We start from the raw sequence: 13748 nt of genomic DNA on the forward strand, positions 1-13748 counted from the left end.
GCCCCTCGCCACGAGGGCCGCTACTTCCTCGCGTTCCGCACGGCCCCGAACCACTTCGCCAGCGACAAGGCCGAGATCTACGTGGTCAGCTCGACCGACCAGGCGCGCTGGACGGTGGAGACCCGCGTCGCCCTCGGGACCGACGTGCGCGAGCCGCGGCTGCTCTCCTACGGCGGCGCGCTGTACCTCTACTTCGCCGTGCTCGGGAAGGATCCGACGAAGTTCGAGCCGCAGGGGACGACGTTCGCCGTGTACGAGGGGCCCGGCCGGCGACGAGATCCACCTGTTCGGCCGCCGCAACCTGAACGAGACGGGGAATTACGATCTCGACATGGATGAGCTGCCGCCCGCGCAGCAGGCGCAGAAGTACCTCGTCGAGTCCTCGTTCGAGCCCAGGCGCTGCTCGCTCTGGAAGGTCGACCCGGACGCGCTGTCGGTCTCCTTCGTCCTCGACCTGCCGTCGCGCGGGGACACGTGCTTCGCCTCGGCGCTCGACGCCGGCGAGCACGAGATGACGGTGTACAACTACACCTCTCCGCTGGACGCAGAGGATCTCGACTGGTTCCGGGCGCAGGGCGGGCCAACGATCATCTACCGGACGACGTTGACCCTGCCCTGACGCCGCGGTCGCCTCGACCTCGACGCCGAGAGCGCGGGCGAGCACCGGACGTTGCAGGCTGGCTACGGACGGCCCTTTCCGAAGGCAGCCGGCCACACCCCGCCTGGCTCGCTCGCATCTGGCTCAGGACCGGCTACCAATCACAGCTGCTTTCGTCGTCCTTGCAGAACATCTTCACACACTGCCTGAGATCGTCCTTGGCGTCATCCAGGACATCCTCGGGATGCTTGATCTTGCCGGAGCCATTCTTCTCAGCGTACTTGATATCCTTCAGGACCATCTTCACGCATTCACAGAGGCCGCTGAGCTTGTCCTTGCACTCATCGCCCCCGGACGGCCCGGGCTCGGTCCAGTGAGAGTCGCCGGCTTGCGCCGGCGACGCGCCGAAGAAGACGCTGCCGGCAGCGGCAAGCACGAGAAGCGAAGCGCCATAACCGATGATCTTGTTCATGAATCAACCCCCTTGTTAACACGCCGCACGCGTCGTCGCGACGCATCGTCAACTCACCACGGTCATGAAACGTAGTCGCGAGACTCCGAGGATCAACAAATTTCATGGTGTTGACTTTCTCCTCTCCGACGCTGCCATCTCCTCTCCGACGCCGTCAAACGATGGTGCGCGCAGAGCAGACTGGAGGGCTCTGGAGCGTCGCGGGACACCGCGGCGTCGTGCGTCTTGGTCGCCGCTCGACGCGTGCTGACAGCGCCGTGGGCGCTCGTCATGTGAATTCTCAAACAGAGGAGTCAGGCAGGAGCCGAGACAGGCTTAGGAGCGATGACGCGCCTCAGTCGCTCTGTCCGGGTCCAGCCGGAACATCGGCAACGATGCGCGATGTCACGCTCGCCGCGAGCGCAACCATGTATGTCACGGATCTGCGCGCGCTGGCCGTCTTGCGCGCGGAACGGAGGGAGCACGTGTCCGGGTCACGCCGCACGTTTCGTCAACAGAGCTCGATCAGCGCAGCGCTCCAGGAGACGTCGCCTTCGCACAAACGTAATGCAAATCACACTTGCCTGCGGCCTATGCCTGAGGGCCGAGTAATCCGTGGATACGACGGCGCCGCGCGTAGCGCCCCGGTCCATCTACACGGCGCGCGCGGCATACCCTACGTTGCGGGCTCGAATGAAACCGGATCCTTCCGATCGCTTCGCGCGGTGGCTCAGCCACCCTCGCTTCTTCCCAGCTGTCTTGCTCGCCGCGCTCGCCCTGGCGCTGCCCACGGTGGCGATCGCCTTCTATGCCGATGACTACATCCTGTTCTGCTACCTCGCGAAGCTGATCCCTGGCTCGCCGCCCTGGTACGATCTCTACAACTTCTTCCCCGGCGCCCCGGAGGAGACACGGGCTGCCGTCTCCATCTCCGGGCTGCCGTGGTGGACCGATTTGGAGCTCAGGATCCACCTTGTCCGCCCCCTGGCGAGCGCGCTGCTCACGCTGGAGCGCGCGGTCTTCGGCGACACCTCGCTCGGGTACCACCTCGTCTCGATCGCGCTCTATGTCGCCCTGGTCGCGGCCGCAGGCAGGCTGTTCCTGCGCGTGCTCCCGGGCGCGACCGCGGCGCTCGCGCTGCTGATCTTCGCGATCAGCGGGAACCACGTCCACCCGGCCGGCTGGATCGCGTGCCAGCACCTGCTGCTCGCGGCGCTCCCGGTGGTGCTCGGGCTGCTTGCGGTTCTCCGCTACCGCGAGGAAGGGTGGCGGCCCGGGCTGTACCTCGGCCCGCTCGGGCTCGGGATCGGGCTCCTCGGGGGCGAGGCGGCGCTCGGGGGGGCGGCGTACTGGATCGCCTATCAGCTCGCCGGTCCCGTGCCGCCGGGCCGCGCGGACGGCTGGCGCGCCCGGGCGGCCGGCGTGCTCCCGGCGCTCGGCCTCCTCGGGTACTTCGCCGCGTACAAGGCGTTCGGCGGCGGCGCAGCGCACACGGGCGGGTATATCGACCCGCTCACGAGCCCCCTCGCCTTCGTGGCCGCCGCGGCGGAGCGGCTGCCCATCCTGATCGGCGGCGCCCTCGTGGCCGTGCCCGCGGATCTCTCCGTCCCGCTCCCCAAGCTCCCCTTCATCGCGGTCGGGCTCGCGGCGGCCGCCGGCGTCGCCCTCCTCTACCGCGCTTGCCTCCCCGCGGTCCCCGAGCGCGAGCGCGCCGCCTTGCGCTGGCTCGTCCCCGGGGCGCTCCTCGCCTTCTTCACGAGCCTCGGGGGCTTCCCCGGGTCGCGCCTGCTCCTGATGCCGGGCCTCGGGATCGCGCCGCTCCTCGCCGTCGTCGTCCTGCGCGGGCTGGGCCGCGCCGCCTCGCCCGGGGTCGCGTCATGGCCCCGCCGCGCCGGCGCCTGGTTCCTCGCCGCCGTGCACCTCGGGCTCGCGCCGCTCCTGTTCCTCGCCGCCACGGCATCGAGCATCGATATCGCGCGCAAGGTCGAGGACATCGCCCGCAGCGCGGAGATCGAGGCGCCGCCACGCAAGCGGGTCTTCATCGCGGCCGCCTCGGATCCGATGGCGTCCATGTACCCTCAGGCGATCCGCGCCCTGGAGTCGCCCGAGTCGTTCTCCTGCTGGTCGATCCTCTCCATGAACAAGGGCACGCAGCGCCTCACGCGCACGGGCCCGTCCTCGTTCTCCCTCGGGCCCATCGGCGGGACGATGCTGACCGGGGCGTTCGAGACCCTCTACCGCGCGCCGTCCTCGCCGATCGCCGCGGGCTACGAGGTCGGCCAGTGCGGCGCCACGATCCGGGTCGCCGAGGTCGCGGACGGGAGGCCGACGCGGCTTGAGGTCGACCTGGGCGCGCCGCTCGAGGATCCGGGGCTCGTCATCCTGGCGTGGCGCGACGGGAGGCTCCGCCGCGTCGCGCCGCCCGCTGTCGGCGAGGCGGTGGAGTTCCCGTGGTCGCCGGGGCCGATCGGGTTCTTCTGAGCGCGGCGCTGGCCCCACGGACGCTGGGCGCGCGCTCGATCCGGCCGGCGCGCGTTCGAGCCGCCCGAGCGCGGCGCGATGGCCCCCGCGCCCGCTGTGATACCGTGGCCGCGTGCCCAGCAGACCTCCGAGCAAGGCGGCCGAAGGCGGCCCCGAGACGCTGACGCACACCGGCTCGCCCGCGGATGACGGCGCGGGCGCGGTGCGCCGCTTCCGTCTGGAGCTCGTCGAGGGGCCGGCCCGGGGCGTCGTGTGGGATTCCTCCGCCGATCGGTGCTCGCTCGGATCGGACGAAGGCAACGACCTCGTCGTCGCGGACCCCACCGTCTCGCGCTTCCACTGCGAGATCCGCATCGACGAAGCCGGCGCGCGCGTCCGCGACCTGAAGAGCCGCAACGGCACGGCCGTCGACGGCGTCTCCGTCGTCGAGGCGTTTCTGCGCACCGGCAGCCTCATCCGCGTCGGCAAGACCGTGGCGCGCTTCGAGTTCGGCACGGAGCACAACCGCCTCCCGCTGTGGGACGAGGCGCGGTTCGGCGCGCTCTCGGGCGCGTCGGCCGCCATGCGCGGGGTGTTCGCGCTCCTGGCCCGGGCGGCGGAGCGCGACGTCACCGTGCTGCTCGAGGGCGAGACCGGCACCGGCAAGAGCCAGGCGGCCCGCTCGATCCACGAGCGGGGCGCGCGGCGCGAGAAGCCGTTCGTTGTCGTCGACTGCGGGGCCATCCACGGCAACCTGATCGAGAGCGAGCTCTTCGGGCATGCGAAGGGCGCGTTCACGGGCGCGGCGGAGCAGCGCGTCGGCGCCTTCGAGGAGGCGTCGGGCGGGACCATCTTCCTCGACGAGATCGGCGAGCTGCCGCTCGACCTGCAGCCGAAGCTCCTGCGGGCGCTCGAGGCGCGCGAGATCCGCCGCGTCGGGACGAACACGGCGCGGACGGTCGACGTGCGCGTCATCGCGGCCACGCACCGGGACCTGCGCTCCGAGGTGAACGCGGGCCGCTTCCGGGCCGATCTCTACTTCCGGATCGCGGTCGTGCGGATCCCGATGCCGCCCCTCCGGCAGCGGCCGGAGGACATCCCGGCGCTGCTCGACGATCTCCTCGCCGCGCTCCACGCGACGCCGGAGGAGGCCGCGGCGCTGCGGGAGCCGAAGGTCATCGCCCGCCTGAAGCGCGCGGCGTGGCCGGGCAACGTGCGCGAGCTCAGGAACTACGTGGAGCAGTACCTCGTGTTCCGCGCGCCGCCGCCCGTGAGCGAGCTCGCGCCGGTGAACGCCCCGCCGCCGGTCGACGCGAGCGTGCCGTACGCCGAGGCGCGCGACCGGATCCTCGCGGACTTCGAGCGCCGCTACTTCGAGGCGCTGCTCCGCGCCCACGACGGCAAGGTCTCGCGGGCCGCGGCCGCCGCGGGGCTGGATCGGCGGTACCTGTACCGCCTGCTCCACCGGCACGGGCTGGGGCCGGAGCGCGATCCCGAGGGGTAGCGCCGCGGCGTCAGAAACTTGGACAGGGTTGGCGGGGGCCGGATAGGAGGGAACCATGCTCGATCCCGCGCCGTGGACGAACCGCTCCTACCGAGGGCGGGTATGCCTCTGAAGACTCCGCCCCTCGCCGTCCGCTCCCCCGCTCCGGTCGCCGACGCGGCGGCGGTGATCGAGATCGCGGCGCGCACCTTTGGCAATTACGCGAGCTTCCGCGCCGATTGCGCCGCCTGGTACGTGAACCACAGCCACTACGACTGGGAGGCCTCGGCCGTCGGATTCCTCGGTGATGCGCTGGTCACCCACTGGGGCGTGTGGGGTTACCGGATGCGGATCGGTCGGGCGGAGGTGCGCTGCGGCGGCATCGGCGCGGTGGCCACCGAGGCGGCCCACCGCGGGAAAGGGCTCATGGCCCGCACGGCCCCGCACAGCCTCGAGCGCATGCGCGCTTGCGGCTATCACCTCTCGATCCTGTTCGGGATCGACGACTTCTACCACCGGTTCGGCTACGTGCCGGCCTGGCCCGAGTCGCGGTGGCGCGTGAAGCTCGCCGACCTCCCGGCCACGCTGCCTCCGCCGCGGGGGCTCCGCCGGATCCCCGCGGCGCCCACGCAGGCGCTGGTGCGGCTGCACAACCGGTGGAACGCCGGCCTCACAGGCACGGCGGTGCGGCCGACCTTTCTGCGCTCTTGGAGCGGCATGCGCAAGGACGTCGAGGCCTGGTGTTGGGGCGCTGATCGAGAGCGCCCCGAAGGGCATGTCGTCGTCCAGGCGGGCAGGAACCGGCTCGTGTGCGCCGAGGCGACCGGCGCACCGGACGCGGCGCTCTCGGCGCTCGGGGCCCTCTGCCGGCGGAAGGCGCTCCCCGAGCTGCGCTTCGACACGCTCCCCTACCGCTCGGCGCTCGCCGCGCGGCTCCGGACCCTGAACAGCCGCTACGAGCAGCGGTATGTCGAAAGCGGCGCCGCGATGGTCCGGGTCGTCGACCTCCCGGGATGCCTCGCGGCGATGGCGCCGGAGCTCGCGGCCCGGCTCGCCGCGTCCGAGCTCGCGGGCTACCGCGGCGCGCTCACCCTCGCCAGCCCGGAGGAGACGGCGACGCTCCGCCTCGACCGCGGCCGCGTCGAGGTCGTCCACGGGCGGAGCGCCGCGGGGGCGCGCAGCGCCGTCCGCGGCGGCTGGGCGGGGGCGCGGCTCCTCCTCGGGTCGGACGCGCCGCTGGAGGTGTGCGACGCGGGGAAGCTCCGGCTCACCGGAGACGCCGCCCGGCTCGTCCCGGTGCTCTTCCCGGCGCAGCACCCGCAGCTCACGCTGGCAGACAGGTTTTGAAGGGCGCCGGCTCGTTCCCCCTCACCCCACCTGATAAAAAGCCGGTGTAACCACATCGCATGTCGCAGCAGAGGGGGGTTACACCCGCGCCCGGGCAGGGTCACGGCGGCGCGGCATCGGCCTCGATGGGCCGGCTGGCCAGGAGGTCGTCCAGCAAGGCGCGCAGCGCCACCGATTGGCTGGCGGCCCGCGTATACAGGGCGGTCGCTTGGATCATCGGCAGATCGAGGTCGGGGAGCAGGCGTACCAGCGACCCTCGTTCCAGGTCAGGCAACGCGAGGAACTCGGGTACGAAAGCGATGCCCAGCCCCGCCCTCGCGGCATCCCGCGTGACGATCATGTTGCCAGTGCTCATGCGCCAGGGGACACGCACGGTCTCCCCGCCGACTTTCCAGTGAACGAGCTCGGGCCGCGTGACGATGGCGGCATGCCGGGCGAGGTCGGCGGGCCTCTGGGGCACGTCGTGCTGCTCCAGCCAGGTCGGCGAGGCGACGATGACCATGGTGATATCGGCCAGCTTGTGGCTGATCAGCTCGCTGTCCTCGATCGCCCCCATGCGGACGGCCATGTCGTAGCCGCCATTGACCAGGTTGACGCGCCCGTCATGGAGATGCAGGTCGATGCGGACCGCCGGATAACGCCTCATGAACGAGAGCAGCCGGGGCGCGATCGCCGCCTGACCGTAGGCGACGGGCGCGGTGATGCGCAGCAGCCCCGAGGGAGACGCGTGGAGGATCTTGACCTCGGCGGTCGCCTGCTGCGCCTCTCGAACGATGGGCTGGACCTTGTCGAAGAAGCGCCTGCCCGTATCCGTCAGGCTGAGCGCGCGCGTGGAGCGGATCAGCAGCGGAGCGCCGAGCCGCTTCTCCAGGAGCGCGAGGTTGCGGCTGAGGGTCGCCTTGGGCAGGCCGAGCGCCCGGCCGGCCGCGCTGAGCGAGCCTTCCTCGACGATGCGCACGAACATCGACAGACCGGACAGATCATCGGGCTCCCTCAACGTTCCACTCCTCGAACGCGGCCGTTCCAGGGCGCCCTCTAGCGCCGTCCCGGGCATCTTCGCATACTCCGGACGTGATCCCTAAGCGTGGCGGCGCCGGCGCGGCGTCCCGCCTCGCGGAGATCCGCGCGGATGCACGGGCCGCCATCGCGATGCCGGTCTCCCCGAGGCCCCTGAAGGCAGAGCGCGCACCGTCGGCCCGCGCGCCGGCTTCTTTCGGCTGATGCGGCCGGCTCGCTACGGCGGCTACGAGTACGGCTTCACCGCGCTCCTCGACGTGATCAGCGAAATCGGGCGAGGCTGCACCTCGTCCGCCTAGGCATGCTCGCTCGGGGCGATCCATCAATGGCTGCTTGGGTTGTCCCCGGGGCAGGCGCAGGACGACGTGTGGAGGGAAAGTCCCCGGGCTATCCTGTGCGGCTCCTACTCGCCCGTTGCCGCAGCGCACGCGGTGGATGGCGAATACCTGATCTCGTCCTCGACCGCGACATCACCGAGGTGGAGCTGACAGCAGCCCAGGGGAGGTCCGTGAGCGTCGAGAAGCGCATCCGCAATCGGCGAGGCCACGCCTACGCGGCGAAGCTGTCGCACTCCGCCATCGATGCGTTGTTCTCGTGCGTCGGCGGCAGCAGCCTGGCGCGGCGGCCTCCGTGCCGAGGCGCGCCGGCCGCGCCGCGCGCCCGCTCCTACAAGCGCTCGATGATGAAGCTTCGGACCTTGTTGTCGAAGCTGAGGGGAGCGAGGTTCGCGTCCGCCGTGAGGACGCGCGTATTCGTAGGATACCCGATCCACCCGTCGGAGATCGTCACCTTGAAGCCGGGGGGGACGCGGACGGAGCTGATCCGCAAGTCCCATGCGGTCCATGGGCTGGCGAACAGGAGGGCGGCGCCGACGCCGAACGCGAACGAGTCGCCCGAGAAGTTGGCGTTCTCGTAGAAGGTGACGGCGTCCAGCTGCGGGTCCGAGGCGTGCGCGACGACGAGGCTCGAGATGGTGTTGTCGAAGCCCGCGGCCGCGAGGTCCGTGTCCGAGGTGAAGACGCGCACATCCCACCCGAAGTTGTCGCCGAAGAAGGCCGTCGCCCGGAGCCCGGCGGGGACCGTGATCGCGCTCGCTGTATTGTCGCCGATGATCGCCATGTCCGCGAGCGTGTAGCGCCCGATCCCGAACCCCTGCGAGGCGCCGGAGAAGTTCGAGAGATCGTGGAGCACCACCTCGCTGGCGGCGATGATCTCGGACGACGCCGTCCCGAGCTCCTCGAGCGGCTCGTCCGACACGTCGGCGCCCGAGCAGGCCGTGAAGAGGCCGAGCGCGGCGCCGGCGCAGACCACGAGACCCAGCGTATTCCCAAGTTCTTTCGTCTTCATTCTGCCTCCGCATCGTCCTTCTGCCCAGACGCTCGTTCGCGCCGGAGGAGTCCGCCTCTGCCATGCGGCTGCCAGCGTCATCGAGGTCGAGCAAGCGTTCTCAGCAATCAGATTGACGGCCCCTGTGATCGCGCTATGCCTGACCCGGCAACGGCGTCTCCGAGCAGGCCCATCGGGCACACCGGGTCGACCCACGGTGGTGGGGGACCACCGGTGCGGGAGGGCCGGAGGCGGGCATACGAGACCCGCCCACGACCGCTCAAGGATCACGTCCAGAGTATGCGGCGTTACCCGGAGCGACGCCAGACGGCGATCTGGAACGGCCGCGTTCGAGGCATGGAACAGGGCGCCATCTGTCGGGTCTGGCAGGCGAACGGAACCGCGGGCCGGGAGGTCGCCTCTCCAAATGGATGGAAAACTGCCAACTCATTGGCAAGGCGCCACACGCATCCACCGGGGCTGCTACGTTGCCGCCGGTTCGGCGACGTGGAGCGGCTGTCTGGCCGCGATGCGCGGACGTTCGATCCGTGGCCGGAGCGCCACCCGAAGGTCTTCGCCGAGCTATTCACAACGGGCTGCGACGAGCGCGCAGCCGTCGACAGCAACACGAGGAACAGAACCATGGCCTTCACTCTTCCCGAGCTCCCCTACGCCAAAGACGCGCTGGTCCCCCACATCTCGGCGGAGACGCTCGACTTCCACCACGGCAAGCACCACAACGCCTATGTCACGAAGCTGAACGAGCTCGTGGCAGCGGACCCGGCGCTCGCGGGCAAGAGCCTCGAGGATCTCGTCCGCACGACGTCCGGCGCGGTCTTCAACCAGGCAGCTCAGGTGTGGAATCACACGTTCTACTGGCACAGCATCAAGCCGCAGGGCGGCGGTGAGCCTTCCGCCGCGCTCCGTGCGGCGATCGAGGAGGCGTTCGGAAGCGTGTCGTCGTTCAAGGAGAAGTTCAGCGCTGCGGCCATCGGTCAGTTCGGCTCGGGCTGGGCCTGGCTGGTGAAGAACAGCTCGAGCAAGCTGGAGATCGTGCAGACGAGCAACGCCGGGAACCCGCTCACGGAGGGCAAGACGCCGCTGCTCACGTGCGACGTGTGGGAGCACGCGTATTACATCGACTACCGCAATGCCCGGGCGAAGTACGTCGAGGCATGGTGGAACCTGGTGAACTGGGACCACGCCGCCTCGAAGCTGTGACCCACGCGCTCCCGCGAAGGCGGCGTCGAGGCCGCCATGCTTCCAGGCGTCGGAGCGATCGGCCTGAGCCGACGCAGAGCGGGGCCGCGCGCGCGTCGGCCTTGTCAGGCTGAGATCGTTTGCCCGTCCTACGCCCGTGGGCCGGGCGCCTGGAGCGCCGCATTCTCCTCCCAAGACGATGATTCCGGCAACGGCGGGATGGGGATAAACCCGCCGGGGAGCGAGCGCTGGCCTTGACGATTCCGCTCGAGCCATTCCAAGCTTGGCGCGAGTCATGAGCCACGCCCGCCACACGAGCGCCGAGATGGATGAGCTTGCCCACGCGGCGCAGCGCGATGGGTTCTGCCTCATCAAGAACCTCATTCCGAAGCGCCTGCTGCTCTCGTGGCGTGAGGCCTTCGCGCCGCTCCTCGACGCCCACATCGCGCGTGAGGGGCACCTCAAGAACCGGGGGCCGGGTCGCTATTACGTGACGCTCCCGTTCAGGGCCCCCTTCGCGGAGCCGCGCATCTACGAAGACGAGACGATCCTGGGCGTGGTGGAGCGCCTCGTCGGCGCCGACATGACCATGGTCCAGCTCGCGACCGACACCCCGCTCCTCGGGTCCGACTACCAGGACGTCCACCGCGACGCGCCGCCGCTCTTCCCCGAGACGGGGAAAGAGACGCCCGCGTTCCAGATCGCCGTCAACTTCCCCCTGGTCGACGTCACCGCCGAGAACGGCCCGATCGAGATCGCCCGCGGCACGCACATGCTCTCCAAGGCCGAGGGGATGCGGCGCCTCGAGCAGGGCGAGGTCGCGCTCGATCCGATCCCCATGGAGCTCGGCGACGTCATGGTCCGCGACGTTCGCGGCCTCCACCGCGGAACCCCGAACCGCTCGCGCGAGCCGCGGCCCATGGTCGTCATCGGCTACAGCCGCCGCTGGCTCTTCCGCCCGGAGGTCTCGATCCGGGTGCCCCGCGAGAGCCTTTCCCACCTGTCGGAGCGGGCGAAGCGCATGCTGCGCTTCAATCCCGTCATCGAGTCGCTCGACGTGCCCGAGGAGACCGAGGTCTACCAGGCCTTCGCCTACTGACGCGACGCCGCTCGCCCGGTGGGGGTGACGCTCACGCCGCCCCGAACTTCTCGTCCAGCTTGCTGAGCTGGCTCGTGAAGCCTTCCTTCTGCATCTCGGTGAACTCGGGGCTGTGCATGGTGTCGAGCAGCACCACCATCTTCACGCGGTCGCCGAGCTCCGTGAGCTCGACCTCGATGTCGGCCTCGTAGGGCGGTACGCCGGGCAAGAAGTCGATCACGTTGCGGAGCACGAGCCGTGTCATGGGCCTCACCTCCGCGAAGGTGGAGGTCACGGCGTGCGAGGGCGGCTGGCCGATCTCCGTCATGGCGCGGACCATCTCGGGCGTGGCGGCGATCATCTCGTAGCGCAGGGTGCCGCCCGGCCTCGCGTCGAGCTCCGCCACGGCGGCCCGAAAATTTCGCGGCCCCCACCAGGACTCGAAGCCCTCGCGCGTGGTCCAGAGGTCCCAGACCTCCTGCAACGTGGCGCGGTAGGTGCGCTCGACTCTGACTTTTGATCGGGCCTGGGCTTTGACTGCGCTGTTCATGATCGCTTTCTCCTGGTTGGGCCGTCTTGAGTGGCCGGGGTCTTCTGAGCTGACGCGCGCTTCTTCTCGAGCGCTGCACCGAAACGATCGAGGCGCTCCTCCCAGAGCTGCCGGTAGCGGCCGAGCCAGTCCTCGAGCTCGCGGAAAGGCTCGGGACGAAGGGAGTAGAGGCGCCGCTGCCCGTCGGGTCGCATCGAGACGAAGCCTGAGTCCGAGAGGATGCGCAGGTGCCGCGACACGCCCGACTGGTGGATGCCGGCCTTCTCCACGACCTCGGCCACCTGCTGCTCGCCAGAAAGGAGAGCCTCGACGATGCGGCGGCGCGTGGGGTCGGCCAGGGCCTGGAAGACGTCCAGTTGCATGCCGGAACATATACACCACGGTGCATACATCGGTCAAGCGCGATCGCCCGCGGGGCTGCGCGCGCGGCCGGACGTTGCCGGCCCGCGTGGAGCGCGCGTCGCGCGCGGCCAGCAAAACGTTCAAAACGTACGAATCCCTGATCCGCGGACAAGAACCCACAGCTCCAGCGGGATCACTCGTTTGAGCAATGTTATCCACACCACGCCGACAGGTATCCACGAGTCGCTCAAGACGTCATTCGAGGGATGTTCGACCAAACCCCGCCGGCGTATACTGCGCGTTTCGGAGGTTTCGTTCCCATGTCCACCCCTTCTCGATCCCAGATGAACGGCACCTTCACACTGCACAGCGCCGTTCTCCTCTCCCTCGCTCTGACCGATTATTCGTGCAACTCCACAGGCCCGGGCTCAGGCTCCGGCGCCTCCACGAGCGCGAGCTCCGCCGCGTCCGGCTCCGGAGGCTCCGCGAGCTCCGCCGCGTCCGGCTCCGGAGGCTCCACAACTTCGGGCTCCAGCGCGTCCGGCGCCGGCGGCTCCACAACTTCGAGCTCCAGCGCGTCCAGCGCCGGCGGCTCCACGAGCTCCGCCGCCTCCGGCACCGGCGGCTCCACGAGCTCGATCTCCGCTGGCTCCGGCACAGGCGCCGGGGGCGCATCGGGCGACATGCCGAACCACATCGCCGCCGGTGGGCAACACACCTGCGCCGTGCTCTCCGATACCACGGTGCGGTGCTGGGGCGCAGGCAACGCGAGCCAGCTCGGCCAGGGACGCTCCGGAGACTCGAGCGTTGCCCTCGCCGTTCCGGGCGTCACCGGCGTCGTCCAGATAGGGCTCGGGTACGAGTTCACGTGCGTACGCACGAACGCGGCCGCCGCGAGCTGCTGGGGGGCGAATCCGAGCGGCGCGCTCGGCAACGGCGGGACGGCCATCGAGCCGTCGCCGGCGCCGGTCGCTCTCGCCGGCGTCGAGCGCCTCGGCGACTTCGCGCTCGGCCACTGGCACAACTGCGTGATCCATGGCGGCGGCACGCTCTCCTGCTCGGGCGACAACTCCCGCGGGCAGCTCGGGCTCGGCCATGTCGACATGAACGACCACCCGACGCCGACAGCGCTCTCGGTCAACGGCGTCGAGCGGCTCGCGCTCGGCTATTTTCATACCTGCGCGGCGAGCGACGACGGTTCGGTACATTGCTGGGGCTCCAACGGCTGGGGCGAGGTCGGCAACGGCACGTTCAGCGACGAGCCGGTGCCGACACCGACGCTCGTCAGCGGGATCGACCATCCGCTGCAGCTCGCGGCCGGCCAGCAGTTCTCATGTGCCCTGCTCCAGAGCCGTCGAGTCGCGTGCTGGGGCGACAATCGGAACGGTCAGCTCGGTGACGGCAGCACCGTATTCCACACGGCGCCCACGACGATCGAGGGCCTCACCGACGTCGTGCAGATCGCGGCGGGGCGCAAGCACACGTGCGCGGTACAGTCCGACGGAACTCTCTGGTGCTGGGGTCGCAACGACGTCGGTCAGCTCGGCGACGGCACGCAAACGGAGCGGCACGTGCCGACCCAGATCACGAGCCTCGAGGGCGTCGTCGAGGTCGCGCTCGGCGATCTGCACACCTGCGCGCTCGTCGACGCCGGTGCGATCCGCTGCTTCGGCTCGAACTCGAACGGGCAGCTCGGCGATGGAACGATGATGGATCGAAGCAGCCCGACCGACGTGGTGTGGCCGTAGCCGCGGGAGCGCGTCCGTCCGTCCACCGGCCCGGGACCTCCTAAATCATTGAATACACAGCACTTTCATGTAACAGTCGGCCAGCGAGAAAAAAAAAATTCGCCGGCGTGTCGATCCGGCCCCGGCTCGTTCGTCGCCACTTCAGAAG

Annotated in this window: 14 protein-coding genes and 1 pseudogene; 9 read left to right on the plus strand and 6 right to left on the minus strand. The window is 70.0% G+C overall.

The features are described 5' to 3' along the window. Positions 1 to 81 precede the first annotated feature (81 nt). Together WMF14_RS23310 and WMF14_RS23315 are read left to right on the plus strand one after the other, a co-directional pair. The gene (locus WMF14_RS23310) at positions 82 to 339 is read left to right on the plus strand and encodes a hypothetical protein (protein WP_437803754.1); all 258 of its coding nucleotides are present in this window, start codon (positions 82 to 84) and stop codon (positions 337 to 339) included. After that, positions 332 to 619: a hypothetical protein gene (locus tag WMF14_RS23315; protein WP_437803756.1), complete on the plus strand. Its 288-nt coding sequence runs from the start codon at positions 332 to 334 to the stop codon at positions 617 to 619. The genes WMF14_RS23310 and WMF14_RS23315 overlap by 8 nt, the downstream gene beginning before the upstream one ends. 133 nt (positions 620 to 752) lie before the next feature. Here the strand turns inward: WMF14_RS23315 and WMF14_RS23320 are convergent, their stop codons facing one another. Further along, entirely contained in the window at positions 753 to 1070 is a 318-nt protein-coding gene (locus WMF14_RS23320) for a hypothetical protein (RefSeq protein ID WP_437803758.1), read from the minus strand. A gap of 672 nt (positions 1071 to 1742) precedes the next feature. Between WMF14_RS23320 and WMF14_RS23325 the strand changes: the two genes are divergently transcribed. The 3 genes from WMF14_RS23325 (at position 1743) to WMF14_RS23335 (ending at position 6339) form a co-directional block, all read left to right on the plus strand. Further along, on the plus strand, positions 1743 to 3530 hold the full coding sequence (locus WMF14_RS23325; protein WP_437803760.1) for a hypothetical protein: 1788 nt from the start codon (positions 1743 to 1745) through the stop codon (positions 3528 to 3530). Between the two features lie 112 nt (positions 3531 to 3642). Continuing rightward, positions 3643 to 5013, plus strand: coding sequence for a sigma 54-interacting transcriptional regulator (locus WMF14_RS23330; RefSeq protein ID WP_437803762.1), 1371 nt, complete (start codon positions 3643 to 3645; stop codon positions 5011 to 5013). Positions 5014 to 5115: 102 nt separating this feature from the next. After that, complete coding sequence (locus tag WMF14_RS23335) at positions 5116 to 6339, plus strand: GNAT family N-acetyltransferase (RefSeq protein ID WP_437803765.1); 1224 nt, start codon at positions 5116 to 5118, stop codon at positions 6337 to 6339. Positions 6340 to 6439: 100 nt separating this feature from the next. On the opposite strand, the gene WMF14_RS23340 is transcribed toward WMF14_RS23335, so the two are convergent. Beyond that, a complete protein-coding gene (locus WMF14_RS23340) occupies positions 6440 to 7303 on the minus strand; it encodes a LysR family transcriptional regulator (RefSeq protein WP_437803767.1) in 864 nt (287 codons plus the stop codon). Between the two features lie 378 nt (positions 7304 to 7681). On the opposite strand from WMF14_RS23340, the pseudogene WMF14_RS23345 reads away from it, so the two are divergent. Next, positions 7682 to 7918, plus strand: a pseudogene (locus WMF14_RS23345) (hypothetical protein); the annotation flags it as partial. Positions 7919 to 8022: 104 nt separating this feature from the next. Here WMF14_RS23345 and WMF14_RS23350 read toward each other — a convergent pair. Further along, positions 8023 to 8703: a hypothetical protein gene (locus tag WMF14_RS23350; protein WP_437804480.1), complete on the minus strand. Its 681-nt coding sequence runs from the start codon at positions 8701 to 8703 to the stop codon at positions 8023 to 8025. A gap of 621 nt (positions 8704 to 9324) precedes the next feature. Here WMF14_RS23350 and WMF14_RS23355 point away from each other — a divergent pair. After that, a complete protein-coding gene (locus tag WMF14_RS23355) occupies positions 9325 to 9903 on the plus strand; it encodes a superoxide dismutase (RefSeq protein WP_437803769.1) in 579 nt (192 codons plus the stop codon). Positions 9904 to 10177: 274 nt separating this feature from the next. After that, positions 10178 to 10981: a phytanoyl-CoA dioxygenase family protein gene (locus WMF14_RS23360; protein WP_437803770.1), complete on the plus strand. Its 804-nt coding sequence runs from the start codon at positions 10178 to 10180 to the stop codon at positions 10979 to 10981. 31 nt (positions 10982 to 11012) lie between these two features. Here the strand turns inward: WMF14_RS23360 and WMF14_RS23365 are convergent, their stop codons facing one another. The 3 genes from WMF14_RS23365 to WMF14_RS23375 form a co-directional block, all read right to left on the minus strand. Beyond that, complete coding sequence (locus WMF14_RS23365) at positions 11013 to 11510, minus strand: SRPBCC family protein (protein ID WP_437803772.1); 498 nt, start codon at positions 11508 to 11510, stop codon at positions 11013 to 11015. Beyond that, on the minus strand, positions 11507 to 11872 hold the full coding sequence (locus WMF14_RS23370) for an ArsR/SmtB family transcription factor (protein ID WP_437803774.1): 366 nt from the start codon (positions 11870 to 11872) through the stop codon (positions 11507 to 11509). The genes WMF14_RS23365 and WMF14_RS23370 overlap by 4 nt, the downstream gene beginning before the upstream one ends. Before the next feature lie 380 nt (positions 11873 to 12252). Continuing rightward, a complete protein-coding gene (locus tag WMF14_RS23375) occupies positions 12253 to 12537 on the minus strand; it encodes a hypothetical protein (RefSeq protein ID WP_437803776.1) in 285 nt (94 codons plus the stop codon). On the opposite strand from WMF14_RS23375, the gene WMF14_RS23380 reads away from it, so the two are divergent. After that, complete coding sequence (locus WMF14_RS23380) at positions 12536 to 13600, plus strand: RCC1 domain-containing protein (RefSeq protein ID WP_437803778.1); 1065 nt, start codon at positions 12536 to 12538, stop codon at positions 13598 to 13600. The two genes, WMF14_RS23375 and WMF14_RS23380, sit on opposite strands and share 2 nt — an antisense overlap. The last annotated feature ends 148 nt before the right edge of the window (positions 13601 to 13748 follow it).

This window comes from Sorangium sp. So ce693 (genome assembly GCF_051521375.1).
GTDB lineage: Bacteria > Myxococcota_A > Polyangia > Polyangiales > Polyangiaceae > Sorangium > Sorangium atrum.